Consider the following 14,105-nt stretch of genomic DNA (forward strand, 5'->3'; position numbering starts at 1 on the left):
TCAGCGACGCGCGTACACCGGGGGATGTCCCGGCGGCGGTGGATGAAAGCGCTTGTAGGCCCAGTTGTACTGGTCCGGGCAGCGCCGCACCAGGTCCTCGACGATGCGGTTGACCGCAGCGGCGGCGCGCGCGGGATCCGGGTCACGGACCTCGGGCCCGGCCTCGATCTCGTGGTAACGAAAGCCCCGCCCGCGCGGCAGGCGTTCGGCGAACAGGAACACCACATGGTCGTCGCGCCCGCGCAGCAGCCGCGGCAGCAGGGTCATGGTCAGGGCCTGCCGGCCGAAGAACGGCGCGTACACGCCCGAGGCTCCTTTCGGGCTCTGGTCGGGCAGCACGCCGATGATCTCGCCGGAATCGCGTGCCTTCTGCAGGATGCGCAGGCCGGAGCGATCGGCCGGCGCCAGCTTCGCCCCGGTGGCGGCGCGCGCCTCGCGCACCCAGCGGTCGATCTCGGCGGTCGGGAGCGGGCTGTACAGCGTGGCCATGGGGCCGTGGGTGGCCGCCTGCAGGCCGGCGAATTCCCAGGAGCCCAGATGCGGGGTGGCCAGGAACAGGGCCCGCCCGGGCTCGCGCTGCTGCAGTCGCGCGTAGCGCGGCGGCGCCTCGGCCAGCGCCGCCAGGCGCTCGGGCCCGGCACTCCACAACCACGGCGATTCGGTCAGCGAGCGCGCCATAGCCTGCAGCGAACGCCGCGCGGTGCGGCGGTGCCAGGCCGCGTCCTTGTCGGGAAAACAGAGCGCCAGGTTGATCCGCGTGAGCCGCGCCGAACGCGTGGGCAGCAGCCAGACCAGGGTGCCGAGCAGCCCGCCCAGCGCGTGATTGACCCGCAGCGGCAGGTGCCCCAGCACCCGCAGGACCATGCCGATCAGGCGGTCGCGCAGCTGGCGTCGCTCAGCCATCGGCCGGCTCCCCGCGGGGCACCGGTTCCGCGGCCCGGCCCCCGTTTGAAGCGGCGCGAGCATCGGGGGCCTCGTCCGGACCCGGGATCCCGCCCTCGGTCATCAGCGGGCGCAGGGTGGTGCGCAGGTTGCGGAACAGTTCGCCAAATTCGCCCTCCTCGCGCGCCAGCAGCGCCTTCATGTGCTCGCGCCGGGTCGGCATGGAGAAGCAGGCCGGGCAGTTGTCGAGGATGACCGGCAGTCCGGCCGCCTCGGCAAAGTCGCGGGTCTGGCGTTCACGCACGTAGACCAGCGGCCGGATCACGCGCAGGTCGCCGGCGTCGATGCGGTAATGGGCCTTCATGGTGCGCAGCTGACCGCCATGGAACGCGCTCATCAGGAAGCTCTCGGCGAGATCGTCCAGGTGCTGGCCCAGCGCCAGCACGTTGTAGCCGTGCTCGCGCGCGGTGCGGTACATCAGGCCGCGTTTCATGCGCGAGCAGAAGGAACAGAACGAGTCATTCTCCATGTGCTCGCCGGCCAGCTCGGCGATCGGTTCGGAGACGAAGTGATACGGGATCCCGTAGCCGCCGAGGTAGTCCTGCAGGCGCTCCGGGTCGAAGCCGTCGATCTCCGGGTCGATGGTCACCGCGCCCACCTCGAAATGCACCGGCGCGCGACGCGCCAGCTCGTGCAGCAGCCACAGCAGGGTCAGCGAGTCCTTGCCACCGGACAGGCCGACCAGCACGCGGTCGCCGTCACGGATCATGTCGAACTCGCGGATCGCCTGGCCGGCCAGACGGCGGATGGAGCGGGGTACGGACGGTATTTCCATGCCCGCAACATAGGGACGGGGCGCGGCCCGCGCAAGCCCCGACGCCGGCCGCGAGGGGATGCACCGGCGGATGCGGTCCGCCGGGTGCGCAACAACCTGATCGGGCCGGCGCCGCCTACGCGGCCATGTGGCGGCGCGCCTCCTCCAGGTCATACGTATTCTGCAGTCGCAGCCAGTAGCCCTCGGTGGTGCCGAAGTAGCGCGACAGACGCAGGTCGGTCTCCGCAGTTATGCCGCGGCGCCCCAGCGTGATGTCACCGATGCGCGTGGCCGGAACGCCGATCGCGTCGGCCAGGGCCCGTTTGGTCAGGCCGGCGGGCACCATGAAGTCCTCCCACAGGATCTCCCCCGGGTGCACATTGGGCAGTTTGTCGGTCATGGTCCCGCCTCCTTCAGTGGTAATCGACGATTTCCACGTCATGGGCATTACCGTGTTCGAACCGGAAACACAGCCGCCACTGATCATTGATGCGGATGCTGTACCAGCCCTCCCGATCGCCCTGCAGCGCTTCAAGCCGGTTGCCGGGCGGGATGCGAAGATCCTGCAGCCGGGCCGCAGCATCCAGCTGCCGGAGCTTTTTCAGGGCATTGCGCTGCATCTCCCGGGGCAACTTCCGTGACACATTGCCGTTCGCAATCGTCATGGTCTCGCGGTCCCTGAAGCTCTTGATCACGGACATCCCCTGTCATCGCATCACGGTCAGTGTAACGAATACCGTTATCCATTTCACGGGGTGGTCAGCATGCCTCTGCGGCCCCGGATGCACGCGTGGGCCCGACATGGGCACCGGTGCCGACCGCGAGGGGATGCACCGGGGCGGTGCGGTTGCCCTTGAGCGCGCGGGCTCCTGCACCAGCTCGATTCACCCACGCGATCGGTCACGGACACCCGGGCGCCGTGGACGGGAGGGATCGCCGTGGCACCGCGCTTGCATGAGCCCCGGGATGGACACCGCGCGGAACCTCGACATGTACGACCGCAAGACCCTGACCCTCGCCGGCGAGCTCAAGCGCGCCCTGCGCAGCGAGTTCCCGGCGGCGGGTCGGCTCTCGTTCGCCGACCCGGACTTCATGGAGGTCCTGCTGGACTATGCCGGTCGCAGCCGCTCGAGCATGGTGCAGGCGGCGGCGATGACCCTGCGGGGGCATCTGAACGCCCCGGCGGCATCCCCGCTGCCCTCCGCCGATACGAACGCGGACACCAGACAGGACGAGGGGTCGGCCGCGGAGCCGGAACAGACATCAGGGAGCGCGGACACGGGCGAGGCCACCGAGCCCGCGAAGAAGGGGCGCCGGGTCTATCGCGGAAGAGTGATCGAGGACGACTGACAGGGCACGCGTTTTTGGCCAGACTTGGGGCCTGTCCCCAACCGGTGTCCCGCGAGGCCTGCCATGGACGCGCTCTACCCCCCGACCGAACCCCATACCACCGGCACCCTGGAGGTGGGCGACGGCCACCGCCTGTATTACGAGGAATGCGGCAACCCGGAGGGCATTCCGGCGGTGTTCCTGCACGGCGGCCCCGGTTCCGGCTGCGAGCCCTGGCATCGTCGGTTCTTTGATCCGGCGCGCTATCGCATCGTGCTGTTCGACCAGCGCGGCTGCGGGCGTTCCACCCCGCATGCCAGCCTCGAGGCCAACACCACGTGGCACGTGGTGGCCGACATCGAACGGCTGCGGGAGGAACTGGGCATCGAGCGCTGGGTGGTGTTCGGCGGCTCCTGGGGCTCCACCCTGGGGCTGGCCTATGCACAGACCCAGCCCGGCCGGGTGCTGGGCCTGGTGCTGCGCGGGATCTTCCTGTGCCGACCGCGCGACATCCAGTGGTTCTACCAGTCGGGCGCCGACCGCCTGTTCCCGGAGGCCTGGGCGGCCTATCGCGACCACATCCCCGCGGAGGAACGCGACGACCTGGTGGCGGCCTACCATCGGCGCCTGACCGACCCGGACCCGGCGGTGCGCGAGGCGGCCGCGCAGGCGTGGTCGGCCTGGGAGGGCCATGCCTCCTGCCTGATCCCCAACGACGACGTGATCGACCACTTCGAGGACCCGGAGGTGGCCCTGAGTCTGGCGCGCATCGAGTGCCACTACTTCAGCCACGACACCTTCCTGGAACCCGACCAGCTGCTGCGCGATGCCGGACGCCTGCGCGACATCCCCGGCTTCATCGTGCACGGGCGCTACGACGTGGTGTGCCCGGTGGAGCAGGCGGTGGCGCTCGCCGAGGCGTGGCCCGAGGCGGATCTGCAAATCGTCCCGGATGCCGGGCATTCGGCCGCCGAGCCAGGGATCGCGCGGGCGCTGGTCGCCGCCACCGATCGCCTGACCCACCTGGCGGGCGGGCTGGAGCCGGGCAGCGGCAGGGCGCGGACATGATCAGCCTGATCCAGCGGGTCAGCCGCGCGCGGGTGGAGGTCGCCGGGGAGATCACCGGCGAGATCGACACCGGGCTGCTGGCGCTGGTGGGGGTGGAACCGGACGACGACGAATCGGCGGCCGAACGCATGCTCGACCGCCTGCTGGGCTATCGCGTGTTTCCGGACGAGGAGGGGCGCATGAACCGCTCGCTGGGGGAAACCGGCGGCGGCCTGCTGCTGGTGCCGCAGTTCACCCTGGCCGCGGATACCGGCAAGGGGATGCGCCCCAGTTTCACCACGGCCGCTTCACCGGAACGCGGCGAGGCCCTGTTCGGGCATCTGCTGCAGCGGGCGCAGCGGCGCCACACGCCGGTGGCCGCCGGGCGTTTCGGCGCCGACATGCAGGTGAGCCTGACCAACGACGGCCCGGTCACGTTCTGGCTGCAGGCCCGACCCCGGGGCTGAACCGCGCTCGGGCTCAGACGTCCAGCACCAGGCGCGCCGGGTCCTCGACGGCCTCCTTGATCGCCACCAGGAACTGCACCGCGTCGGCGCCGTCGACCAGGCGGTGATCGTAGGACAGCGCGACATACATCATCGGCCGGATCACCACCTCGCCGTCCACCGCCACCGGGCGTTCCTTGATCGCGTGCATGCCGAGGATCGCGCTCTGCGGCGGATTGACGATGGGCGTGGAGTACAGCGAGCCGAACACGCCGCCGTTGGTGATGGTGAAGGTGCCGCCTCGCAGCTCGTCGATGTCCAGGCGGCCGTCGCGCGCGCGTTCGGCGAAGTCGCGGATGCGACGCTCGATGTCCGCGACCGAGGCATGGCCGGTGTCGCGCAGCACCGGCACCACCAGCCCGCGCGGGGACGACACGGCGATGCCGATGTCGGTGTAGTGGTGGTAGACGATCTCCTCCCCGTCCAGCGCGGCGTTGATCACCGGGAAACGCTGCAGGGCCCGGGTGGCCGCAGCCACGAACAGCCCCATGAAGCCGAGCTTGATGCCGTGGGTCTGCTCGAAGGCGTCCTTGTAGCGCCCGCGCAGGGCCATGGCCTGCGACATGTCGATCTCGTTGAAGGTCGTCAGCATCGCAGTGGACTGCTTCGCTTCCAGCAGGCGCTCGGCGATGCGCGCCCGCAGGCGGCTCATGGGCACCCGCTCGGTGCCGCGCTCGCCGGCCGCACGCAGGGCCCCGGTGGACGCTTCCGCGCCGGCGCCAGCCGGCGCGCTGTCGCGTCCCGAGTCGTCGGCCGCCGGCCGACGGGGCGTGTCATCGCCCTTGCCCGCGGCCCCGGAACCGGCCGCCGCCTGTTGCGCGCGCTCCACGTCCTCGCGCTGGATGCGACCGTCGGGTCCGGTACCACGCACCTGGTCCTCGCGCAGGCCGGACTCCTGCAGCAGGCGGCGGATCGCCGGGCTCGGCGGGGGCGGCGAATCCGTCTCTCCGTGCGCGGCGGACTCCGTGCCTTCATCCGCGTCAGTAGCCTCTTCAGCCTCATCGGCCTCATCGGCCTCATCCGCCTCGGCCGATGCGGGATCGGGGGCGGGCTCGACATGCTCCCCGGCGGGCGGGGCCTGTTCGGCGGCCTGTGCGGTGGCCGGCCCCAGATGGCCGAGGACGTCGTCGGCGTGCACGGTGTCGCCCTCGGCGACCGCCAGATCCACCAGGGTACCCTCGGCCGGGGCGTTGACCTCCAGCACGACCTTGTCGGTCTCCAGCTCGGCGATCAGTTCGTCCCGGTGCACGGCATCGCCCGGCTTGCGGTGCAGGGCGACCACCGTGGCGTCGGCCACGGATTCGGGGAGTTGCGGAACCTGGATCGGGGTGTGCTCGGCGGACATCGGGTTTCCTTGCAGGGCTGGATGGCGGATGGATTCAGGGTGTGGGGTGCGGGAGGTCCCGCGCCGTCAGCTCCCCGAAGGCACGCTCGAGGAGCTCCTCGTGCTGGGAACGGTGCACCTCGGGATAGCCCACCGCCGGTGCCGCCGCCGGCGGGCGCGCGACCGCGTGCAGCGCCCGGCCGCGTTCGCCCAGTATCGGGGCCAGGCGCGGGTACACGAAGCCGAGATACCCCTGGTTCTCCGGCTCGTCCTGGATCCAGACGAATTCCCTGGCCTGCGGATAGCGATCCAGGACCTCGCGCATGCGATCGCACGGGAACGGGTAGCACTGTTCCAGGCGCACCACGGCGATGTCATCGCGCCCGCCCTCGGCCCGGGTGGAGACCAGATCATAGTGGATGCGGCCACTGGTCAGCAGCACCCGACGGACCTTCTCCGGATCGGTCACCTCGGGGTCGTCCAGCACGGTCTCGAACCGTCCTGTCGCGAGGTCCTCCAGCGAGGAAACCGCCTGGCGATGACGCAGCAGGCTCTTGGGGGTCATCACCACCAGCGGCTTGCGATAAGGGCGCACCATCTGCCGGCGCAGCAGATGGAAGATCTGCGCCGGCGTGGTCGGCACGCAGACCTGGATGTTCTCCTGCGCCGCCAGCTGCAGGAAGCGCTCGGGGCGCGCGGAGGAATGTTCCGGGCCCTGGCCCTCGTAGCCATGCGGCAGGAACAGGGTCAGGCCGCACAGCCGCCCCCATTTCTGCTCGCCGGAGGAGATGAACTGGTCGATCACCACCTGGGCGCCGTTGACGAAGTCACCGAACTGCGCTTCCCAGATCACCAGCGCCTCGGGCGCCGCGGTGGCGTAGCCGTATTCGAAGGCCAGCACGGCCTCCTCGGACAGCAGGGAGTCGATGACCAGGAAGCGCGGGTGCTCCGGATCCAGGCGCCGCAGCGGGACGTAGGTGTCGCCGGTGTTGCGCTCGTGCAGCACGCTGTGGCGATGGAAGAAGGTCCCGCGCCCGGAGTCCTGCCCGGACAGGCGCACGCGATAGCCGTCCTGGATCAGGCTGCCGTAGGCCAGGGTCTCCGCGGCGCCCCAGTCCAGCGGGTGCTCGCCGCGAGCCATCTGGCGCCGCGCCTCGAGGATCTTGTGCACCCGCGGGTGCGGCTCGAAGCCCTCCGGGGGCGTCGACAGATGTTCCAGCGCGCTGGCCAGGCGCTCGCGGTCGACGCCGGTATCTACAGGCTGATCCCAGGACTGGTGCAGATACGGCCCCCAGTTGGTACCGCCCGCGCGGGTCTCGCGGGTGCGATCGCGCAGCAGCGAGTCGGCCACCGCCTCGCCGGCATCCAGCCGGTCACGGTAGGCGTCGAGGATCTGCTCCTGCTGCCGCGCGTCGGTCAGACCTTCCTCGATCAGCTGCCGGGCATAGCGCTCGCGGGTGGTCGGCAGGTCACGGATGCGGTGGTACATGCGCGGCTGGGTCGCGGCGGGCTCGTCGGCCTCGTTGTGCCCCTGGCGACGGTAGCAGACCAGGTCGATCACCACGTCCTTGCCGAACCGCATGCGGTAGTCCAGCGCGATCTGGGTGACGAACACCACCGCCTCGGGATCGTCGCCGTTCACGTGGAGGATGGGCGCATTCACCATCTTGGCGACATCAGTCGCGTAATGCGTCGAACGAGCGTCCTTCAGCGTGCTGGTGGTGAACCCGATCTGGTTGTTCACGACCACGTGCACGGTGCCCTTGGTGGAGAACCCGCGGGTCTGCGACATGTTGAGGGTCTCCATCACCACGCCCTGCCCGGCGAAGGCCGCATCGCCGTGGATCACCACCGGCATCACCCGGTTGCCCTGCCGGTCGCCCACCCGCACCTGGCGCGCGCGCACCGATCCCTCGACCACGGGGGTCACGATCTCCAGATGCGACGGGTTGAAGGCCAGCGCCAGATGCACCGGCCCGCCGGGGGTCTCCACGTCGGACGAAAAGCCCATGTGGTACTTCACGTCGCCGGTCCCGCGGTCATCGCGCGGGCGACCCTCGAACTCGTCGGCGAGCTCGCCCGGCGACTTCCCCAGAAGGTTGACCAGCACGTTCAGGCGGCCACGATGGGCCATGCCGAGGACCATCTCGGTCACCCCGCGCGCGCCGCCGCGCTGGACCAGGGCATTGAGCAGCGGGATCAGGCTCTCCGCGCCCTCCAGCGAGAAGCGCTTCTGCCCGACGTAGCGCTTGTGCAGGTAGCGCTCCAGGCCCTCGGCGGCGGTCAGGCGCTCGAGGATCGCCAGGCGGGTGTCGTCGCCGAAGCCGAAATGCCCGTGAGCCGATTCCAGGCGCTCCTGCAGCCAGCGTTTCTCGTCGGTGGCCGTGATGTGCATGTATTCCGCGCCGATGCTGGCGCAGTAGGTCTCACGCAGGACCTGTTCGATGGTGTCCAGCGAGGCCGGCCCGTCGATGAACAGCGAACCCGGGTCGAAGGTAAGATCCGGGTCGACGTGGTCCAGCCCGTGGTATTCGCGGTTCAGCTCGCGCGGGGCCACCGGAGCCTCGCGCTCCAGCGGGTCGAGACGCGCGCCGAAATGCCCGAGATAGCGATAGGCATTGATGAACTGCAGGACCCGGATCTGCAGGCGCTCGTGCTCGAGGTCGGGGCGGTCGGTCTGCCGCCGCCGCTCCACTCCGTGCGCCGGACCTCGCGCCTGCGGGTCCGCATGCTCGAGGGAACGGAAATAGTCGGCCCAGGCGGCCGGCACCGAGGAGGGATCCGCGCGGAAACGCTCCAGCAGCATCTCGGCGAAGGCCAGGTTGTCCGGATGGGGGTCCTGGCCGGAGACCGGCTGCTCCAGACGCTGACGCGATGACATGTCGTTCATGGTGGTTTCCTGATGCGCCCCCGGGGGCCGCGGGTCGATCTGCGGGGCGTAGATGCACCCGGTGCGGGACGACCCCGCGGCTGGCGGTCCCGCAGACCCCGACTGTACCGCGTTTGCTACCATGCGCGCATGGATGTCTCACCCCTTCTCGATGGTCTGAACCCGGCGCAGCGCGAGGCGGTGGCCGCGCCGTCGCAACCCGTTCTGGTGCTGGCCGGTGCCGGCTCCGGCAAGACCCGCGTGCTGGTCCACCGCATCGCGTGGCTGATCGGCGTGGAGAACATCGCCCCGCACGGGCTGCTGGCGGTGACCTTCACCAACAAGGCCGCCAGCGAGATGCGCGGGCGCATCGAGGAACTGCTGGACTATCCGGCCAGCGGGCTGTGGGTGGGCACCTTCCACGGTCTGGCCCACCGCCTGCTGCGCCAGCACTGGCAGGAGGCCGCGCTGCCGCAGAGCTTCCAGATCCTGGATTCCGACGACCAGCTGCGCATGGTCAAGCGCGTGCTGCGCGGGCTGGAGCTGGAGGAATCGCACTGGCCACCGAAGCAGGCCCAGGGCTACATCAACGCGCGCAAGGACGAGGGCTCGCGCCCGGAACACCTGCCGGACACCGGCGACCCGATCGCGCGGCAGTGGGTGCGTATCTACACCGCGTATCAGCAGGCCTGCGAACGCGCCGGGGTGGTGGACTTCGCCGAGCTGCTGCTGCGCTCGCTGGAACTGCTGCGCGACAACCCGGGGCTGCTGGAACACTACCGCACGCGCTTTCGCCACGTGCTGGTGGACGAGTTCCAGGACACCAACGACATCCAGTACGCCTGGCTGCGGCTGATCGCCGGCGGCAGCCCGGTCTTCGCGGTGGGCGACGACGACCAGTCGATCTACGGCTGGCGCGGGGCGAAGATCGAGAACATCCAGCACTTCCAGAAGGACTACCCCGGCACGCAGGTGGTGCGGCTGGAACAGAACTACCGCTCCACCGCCAGCATCCTCAACGCCGCCAATGCGCTGATCCGCCACAACAGCGGCCGTCTGGGCAAGGAGCTTTGGACCGAGGACCTCGAGGGCGCGCCGGTGCGGCTGTACACCGCGCTGAACGAGCAGGAAGAGGCGCGCTTTATCGCCGAGACCATCGCCCGGCACATCGAGGACGGCGGCCAGCACCGCGAATGTGCGGTGCTGTACCGCTCCAACGCGCAGTCGCGCGTGCTGGAAGAGACCTTCATCGCGCGGCGCCTGCCGTACCGGGTGTACGGCGGGCTGCGCTTCTTCGAGCGCCAGGAGATCCGCGACGCGCTGGCCTATCTGCGCCTGGCCGGCAACAGCGACGACGACCCGGCCTTCCTGCGCGCGGTCAACCAGCCGCCGCGCGGGATCGGCGAGAAGACCCTGGACGACCTGCGCGCGGTGGCCGCGGAACAGGACATCTCGTTGCTGCGCGCGGCGCAGCGGGCGGTGCAGGCGAACGCGCTGCCCGGACGCGCGCGCAACGCGGTGGCGGGTTTTCTGCAGCTGATCGAACAGATCCGCGAGGCCCTGACCGGCCAGCCGCTGGCCGAGCAGGTCGAGCAGGCCATCGCCCTGTCCGGGCTGCGCGAGCACTACGCGAAGGAGAAGGGCGAACGCGGCGAGGCACGCCTGGAGAACCTCGACGAGCTGGTGGGTGCGGCGCGGGCCTTCGACATGGAGGAGATCCGCGAGGAGGAAACCACCGGCGACCGCCTGACCGATTTCCTGTCGCACGCCGCGCTGGAGTCGGGCGAGGGGTCGGCGGACCCCGACGACGACGCGATCCAGATGATGACCCTGCACTCGGCCAAGGGCCTGGAGTTCCCGCTGGTGTTCCTGACCGGGCTGGAGGACGGACTGTTTCCCAACGCCCGCTCGGTGGACGAGCCCGGGCGCCTGGAGGAAGAGCGCCGTCTGGCCTACGTGGGCATGACCCGCGCGGAACGCCAGCTGTACCTGACCCACGCCGAGACCCGCCGGCTGTACGGCCGCGAGGCCTCCAACCCGGCCTCGCGCTTTCTCAACGAGATCCCGGAAGACATGCTCGAGGTGCTGCGCCCGCAGTCCTCGCCCTACGCCTCCGGGCGCTTCGCCGCCGCGCGCCGGCGCACGGCCGGCATGGACGCGCAGGCGGAATCGGCCCGCGAGGAGGGCCTGGCGATCGGCACCCGGGTGCACCACGCGCGCTTCGGCGAGGGGCTGGTCACGGCCTTCGAGGGCTCGGGATCCTCGGCCCGGGTGCAGGTCAACTTCGCCGACGCCGGCGCCAAGTGGCTGGTGGTCGGCTTCGCCAAGCTGGACGTGCTGGCCTGACCCGGCTCAGACGCCGTATTCGGCGCGGTAGGCGCGCAGGGCCTCGAGGTGTTCCGGCGCGCGGCCGGTCTGCTCCAGCAGGGTGACCAGATCGGTCAGCCGCGCCACGCGCACCACCTGCATGCCCAGATCACTCTCCACTTCCTGGATAGCCGAGCGCTCGCGCGCGCCGCGCTCCTCGCGGTCCAGGGCGATGGCCACGCCCACCGGCGCGGCGCCGGCGGCGCGGATGATGTCCACCGATTCGCGGATGGCGGTCCCGGCGGTGATCACGTCGTCCACGATCAGCACGCGACCCTCCAGCGGGGCGCCCACGATATTGCCGCCCTCGCCGTGGTCCTTGGCCTCCTTGCGGTTGAAGGCCCAGGGGCGGTCCATGTCGTGGTCGCGGTACAGCGCCTCGGCCACGGCCGCGGCCAGCGGGATGCCCTTGTAGGCCGGGCCGAAGATCAGGTCGAAGTCGATCCCGGAATCCACGATCGCCTGCGCATAGAACTCGCCCAGACGGGCCAGATCGGAGCCGCGATTGAACAGCCCGGCGTTGAAGAAATAGGGGCTGGCGCGGCCCGATTTCAGCGTGAACTCGCCGAAACGCAGGACGTCGCGCTGCAGGGCGTATTCGAGGAAGGCATGGGCGGTCATGACGGCTCCGTGGTCCATTCCGGGGTCGATTCCGGGTGAAAGGTCTCTATTCTGACACAGCGTCCGGGCGGGTCTTTTCGCCGACGGTGTCCGCGGGTATCGTTGCGCGCCATGCGCATAATGTCCATGAACGCCAACGGCATCCGTGCCGCCGCCCGCAAGGGCTTCTTCGACTGGCTGCCCGCCACCGAAGCCGATGTGGTCTGCATCCAGGAGACCAAGGCCCAGATCCACCAGATCCAGGGCGAGCCCTTCCACCCGCCGGGCTATCACAGCGCCTACGTGGACGCGGTGAAACCCGGCTACAGTGGCGTGGCCATGTACAGCCGGATGCAGCCGGACGAGGTCATCACCCGGCTGGGCTTCGAGGAGGCGGACAACGAGGGGCGCTACGTGGAGATGCGCTTCGGCAACCTGTCGGTGGTGTCGCTGTACCTGCCGTCCGGTTCCTCGGGCGACCACCGTCAGGATTCGAAATGGCGCTTCCTCGATTTCTTCCGCCCGTGGCTGGCCGAGCGCATGCAGGACGGGCGCGAATGGGTGATCTGCGGCGACTGGAACATCGCGCACAAGGAGATCGACCTGACCAACTACCGTTCCAACCGCAAGAACTCCGGCTTTCTGCCCGAGGAACGGGCGTGGCTGGACCACCTGTTCGACGAGATCGGCATGGTGGACGTCTTCCGCCGGCTGGACGACCGCCCCGGGCAGTACACCTGGTGGTCCAACCGCGGCCAGGCCTGGGCGAAGAACGTGGGCTGGCGCATCGACTACCAGATCGCCACGCCGGGCATCGCCGCCACCGCGCGCGACCCGTTCATCTATACCGAGCAGCGCTTCTCCGATCACGCGCCGTTCTGGATCGACTATGACTACGCGCCCTGACAGCCGCACCGGGCTCGCCGCCCGGCCCATGCCCCTTCGATGAGCGCCACCGACGACGCGCAGGCCGCACCCCGCCGTGACTGGCGCGCGGCTCTGGCGGTGTACCGCCACCCGCGTGTCATCGGCATGCTGTTCCTCGGCTTCGCCGCCGGGCTGCCGCTGCTGCTGACCGGCGGGACCTTCACCGCCTGGCTGCGCGACCTCGGGGTGGAGCTGTCGTCGATCGGCTTTCTCAGCTGGGTGGGCATGGCCTACAGCATCAAGGTGCTGTGGGCGCCGATCGTGGATCGCATGCCGCTGCCGCTGCTGACCCGGCTGTTCGGCCGGCGCCGCGCGTGGATGCTGCTGGCGCAGGCCCTGATCATCATCTCGCTCACGGGCATCGCGCTGACCGACCCCACCGAGCAGCTGTGGCTGGTCGCGGTTTGGGCGGTGATCACGGCGTTCGCGGCCGCGACTCAGGACATCGCCATCGATGCCTACCGCATCGAGGCGGTGAGCAAGGAACGCCAGGGGGCGATGGCCGCGGCCTACGTGACCGGCTACCGGGTGGCCCTGCTGACCGCCGGGGCCGGGGCACTGCACATCGCCGCGGTGGGGACCTGGGGCCTGGCCTACGGCACCATGGCCGCACTCATGCTGGTGGGCGTGATCTGCACCCTGATCGTGCGCGAGCCCGAGGTGGCCGAGCGCGACCGCAGGACCGCGCAGATCGAGCAGCGCGTGCTCGACTACATCAACAACACCTCGGACACCGGCTACTGGCGCGCCTTCAAGGCCTGGTTCATCGGCGCCTTCATCTGTCCGTTCGTGGAATTCTGGAAGCGCTTCGGCAGGATCGCCCTGCTGCTCATCGCGTTCATCGCGATCTTCCGCATCAGCGACATCTTCATGGGGGTGATGGCCAACCCGTTCTACCTGGATCTTGGCTTCAGCAAGGACCAGATCGCCAATATCGCCGCGGCCTTCGGCCTGGCGATGACCCTGGGCGGGGCCGCTGTCGGCGGGCTGCTGGTCGCACGCTTCGGCATCATGCGCATGCTGATCGCCACCGCGCTGCTGGCGCCGATCACCAACCTGACGTTCTCCTGGCTGGCCCTGCTGGGTCCGGAGATCTACGGGCTGGTATTCGCGATCATGGCCGACAACATCACCGGTGGCATGGCGATCTCGGTGTTCATCGCCTATCTCTCCAGCCTCACCAACAGCGCCTACACCGCGACCCAGTACGCCCTGTTCAGTTCGCTGATGACCCTGCCGGGGCAGTTCCTCGCCGGCTTCACCGGGGTCATGGCCGAGTTCATGGGCTGGTTCTGGTTCTTCGTCAGCTCGGCGGTGATCGGCATCCCCGCGGTCCTGCTGGCGCTGTGGATCGCACGCGTCGCCAACCCCGACCGCATGCGGCAGCCCGGGCGGGAAGAGGCCGCCGAACGGACCGAATAGCCGACCCGCACCGGGCAC

13 protein-coding genes are annotated in these 14,105 nt (G+C 69.8%); 6 read left to right on the forward strand and 7 right to left on the reverse strand.

Annotation, left to right across the window (positions count from 1 at the left end; all coding sequences use genetic code 11):
• From D571_RS0108980 to D571_RS0108995, 4 genes are all read right to left on the reverse strand, one after another.
• Positions 1 to 903: a lysophospholipid acyltransferase family protein gene (locus D571_RS0108980; RefSeq protein ID WP_018936351.1), complete on the reverse strand. Its 903-nt coding sequence runs from the start codon at positions 901 to 903 to the stop codon at positions 1 to 3.
• A complete protein-coding gene (locus D571_RS0108985) occupies positions 896 to 1,717 on the reverse strand; it encodes a tRNA 2-thiocytidine(32) synthetase TtcA (protein WP_018936352.1) in 822 nt (273 codons plus the stop codon). The genes D571_RS0108980 and D571_RS0108985 overlap by 8 nt, the downstream gene beginning before the upstream one ends.
• Positions 1,718 to 1,832: 115 nt before the next feature.
• Positions 1,833 to 2,096, reverse strand: coding sequence for a HigA family addiction module antitoxin (locus D571_RS0108990; RefSeq protein WP_018936353.1), 264 nt, complete (start codon positions 2,094 to 2,096; stop codon positions 1,833 to 1,835).
• A gap of 13 nt (positions 2,097 to 2,109) precedes the next feature.
• Entirely contained in the window at positions 2,110 to 2,391 is a 282-nt protein-coding gene (locus D571_RS0108995) for a type II toxin-antitoxin system RelE/ParE family toxin (protein ID WP_026287740.1), read from the reverse strand.
• A gap of 295 nt (positions 2,392 to 2,686) precedes the next feature.
• Here D571_RS0108995 and D571_RS0109000 point away from each other — a divergent pair, with 295 nt between their 5' ends.
• The 3 genes from D571_RS0109000 (at position 2,687) to dtd (ending at position 4,539) form a co-directional block, all read left to right on the forward strand.
• A complete protein-coding gene (locus D571_RS0109000; protein WP_026287741.1) occupies positions 2,687 to 3,046 on the forward strand; it encodes a hypothetical protein in 360 nt (119 codons plus the stop codon).
• 63 nt (positions 3,047 to 3,109) lie between these two features.
• Positions 3,110 to 4,093: a prolyl aminopeptidase gene (gene pip, locus D571_RS0109005; protein WP_018936356.1), complete on the forward strand. Its 984-nt coding sequence runs from the start codon at positions 3,110 to 3,112 to the stop codon at positions 4,091 to 4,093.
• The gene (dtd, locus tag D571_RS0109010) at positions 4,090 to 4,539 is read left to right on the forward strand and encodes a D-aminoacyl-tRNA deacylase (RefSeq protein WP_018936357.1); all 450 of its coding nucleotides are present in this window, start codon (positions 4,090 to 4,092) and stop codon (positions 4,537 to 4,539) included. Before pip ends, dtd begins: the two co-directional genes overlap by 4 nt.
• 13 nt (positions 4,540 to 4,552) lie before the next feature.
• Here the strand turns inward: dtd and odhB are convergent, their stop codons facing one another.
• The gene (gene odhB / locus D571_RS0109015; protein ID WP_018936358.1) at positions 4,553 to 5,923 is read right to left on the reverse strand and encodes a 2-oxoglutarate dehydrogenase complex dihydrolipoyllysine-residue succinyltransferase; all 1,371 of its coding nucleotides are present in this window, start codon (positions 5,921 to 5,923) and stop codon (positions 4,553 to 4,555) included.
• A gap of 34 nt (positions 5,924 to 5,957) precedes the next feature.
• The gene (locus D571_RS0109020; protein ID WP_018936359.1) at positions 5,958 to 8,792 is read right to left on the reverse strand and encodes a 2-oxoglutarate dehydrogenase E1 component; all 2,835 of its coding nucleotides are present in this window, start codon (positions 8,790 to 8,792) and stop codon (positions 5,958 to 5,960) included.
• 129 nt (positions 8,793 to 8,921) lie between these two features.
• Between D571_RS0109020 and uvrD the strand changes: the two genes are divergently transcribed.
• Positions 8,922 to 11,117 carry a DNA helicase II gene (gene uvrD, locus D571_RS0109025; protein WP_018936360.1) on the forward strand — a complete coding sequence of 732 codons (2,196 nt, stop codon included), beginning with the start codon at positions 8,922 to 8,924 and terminating at the stop codon, positions 11,115 to 11,117.
• Between the two features lie 6 nt (positions 11,118 to 11,123).
• On the opposite strand, the gene pyrE is transcribed toward uvrD, so the two are convergent.
• Positions 11,124 to 11,759, reverse strand: a complete 636-nt coding sequence (pyrE, locus tag D571_RS0109030; RefSeq protein ID WP_026287742.1) for an orotate phosphoribosyltransferase — start codon at positions 11,757 to 11,759, stop codon at positions 11,124 to 11,126.
• 111 nt (positions 11,760 to 11,870) lie between these two features.
• On the opposite strand from pyrE, the gene D571_RS0109035 reads away from it, so the two are divergent.
• Together D571_RS0109035 and D571_RS0109040 are read left to right on the forward strand one after the other, a co-directional pair.
• The gene (locus D571_RS0109035) at positions 11,871 to 12,644 is read left to right on the forward strand and encodes an exodeoxyribonuclease III (RefSeq protein WP_255349428.1); all 774 of its coding nucleotides are present in this window, start codon (positions 11,871 to 11,873) and stop codon (positions 12,642 to 12,644) included.
• Positions 12,645 to 12,683: 39 nt separating this feature from the next.
• Positions 12,684 to 14,087 (forward strand): AmpG family muropeptide MFS transporter, encoded by a 1,404-nt coding sequence (locus D571_RS0109040; protein ID WP_018936363.1) that lies wholly within the window; start codon positions 12,684 to 12,686, stop codon positions 14,085 to 14,087.
• Positions 14,088 to 14,105: the final 18 nt, after the last annotated feature.

The organism is Thioalkalivibrio sp. ALJ24 (assembly GCF_000377785.1).
Classification (GTDB): Bacteria; Pseudomonadota; Gammaproteobacteria; order Ectothiorhodospirales; family Ectothiorhodospiraceae; genus Thioalkalivibrio.

Excerpts from the sequence above, each read along its gene's own strand:
- pip (WP_018936356.1), top strand. The coding sequence starts at position 3,110 with ATGGACGCGCTCTACCCCCCGACCGAACCCCATACCACCGGCACCCTG.
- D571_RS0108985 (WP_018936352.1), bottom strand. The coding sequence starts at position 1,717 with ATGGAAATACCGTCCGTACCCCGCTCCATCCGCCGTCTGGCCGGCCAG.
- D571_RS0109000 (WP_026287741.1), top strand. The coding sequence starts at position 2,687 with ATGTACGACCGCAAGACCCTGACCCTCGCCGGCGAGCTCAAGCGCGCC.
- D571_RS0109040 (WP_018936363.1), top strand. The coding sequence starts at position 12,684 with ATGAGCGCCACCGACGACGCGCAGGCCGCACCCCGCCGTGACTGGCGC.
- pyrE (WP_026287742.1), bottom strand. The coding sequence starts at position 11,759 with ATGACCGCCCATGCCTTCCTCGAATACGCCCTGCAGCGCGACGTCCTG.
- D571_RS0109020 (WP_018936359.1), bottom strand. The coding sequence starts at position 8,792 with ATGAACGACATGTCATCGCGTCAGCGTCTGGAGCAGCCGGTCTCCGGC.
- D571_RS0109035 (WP_255349428.1), top strand. The coding sequence starts at position 11,871 with ATGCGCATAATGTCCATGAACGCCAACGGCATCCGTGCCGCCGCCCGC.
- D571_RS0108980 (WP_018936351.1), bottom strand. The coding sequence starts at position 903 with ATGGCTGAGCGACGCCAGCTGCGCGACCGCCTGATCGGCATGGTCCTG.
- dtd (WP_018936357.1), top strand. The coding sequence starts at position 4,090 with ATGATCAGCCTGATCCAGCGGGTCAGCCGCGCGCGGGTGGAGGTCGCC.
- uvrD (WP_018936360.1), top strand. The coding sequence starts at position 8,922 with ATGGATGTCTCACCCCTTCTCGATGGTCTGAACCCGGCGCAGCGCGAG.
- D571_RS0108990 (WP_018936353.1), bottom strand. The coding sequence starts at position 2,096 with ATGACCGACAAACTGCCCAATGTGCACCCGGGGGAGATCCTGTGGGAG.
- odhB (WP_018936358.1), bottom strand. The coding sequence starts at position 5,923 with ATGTCCGCCGAGCACACCCCGATCCAGGTTCCGCAACTCCCCGAATCC.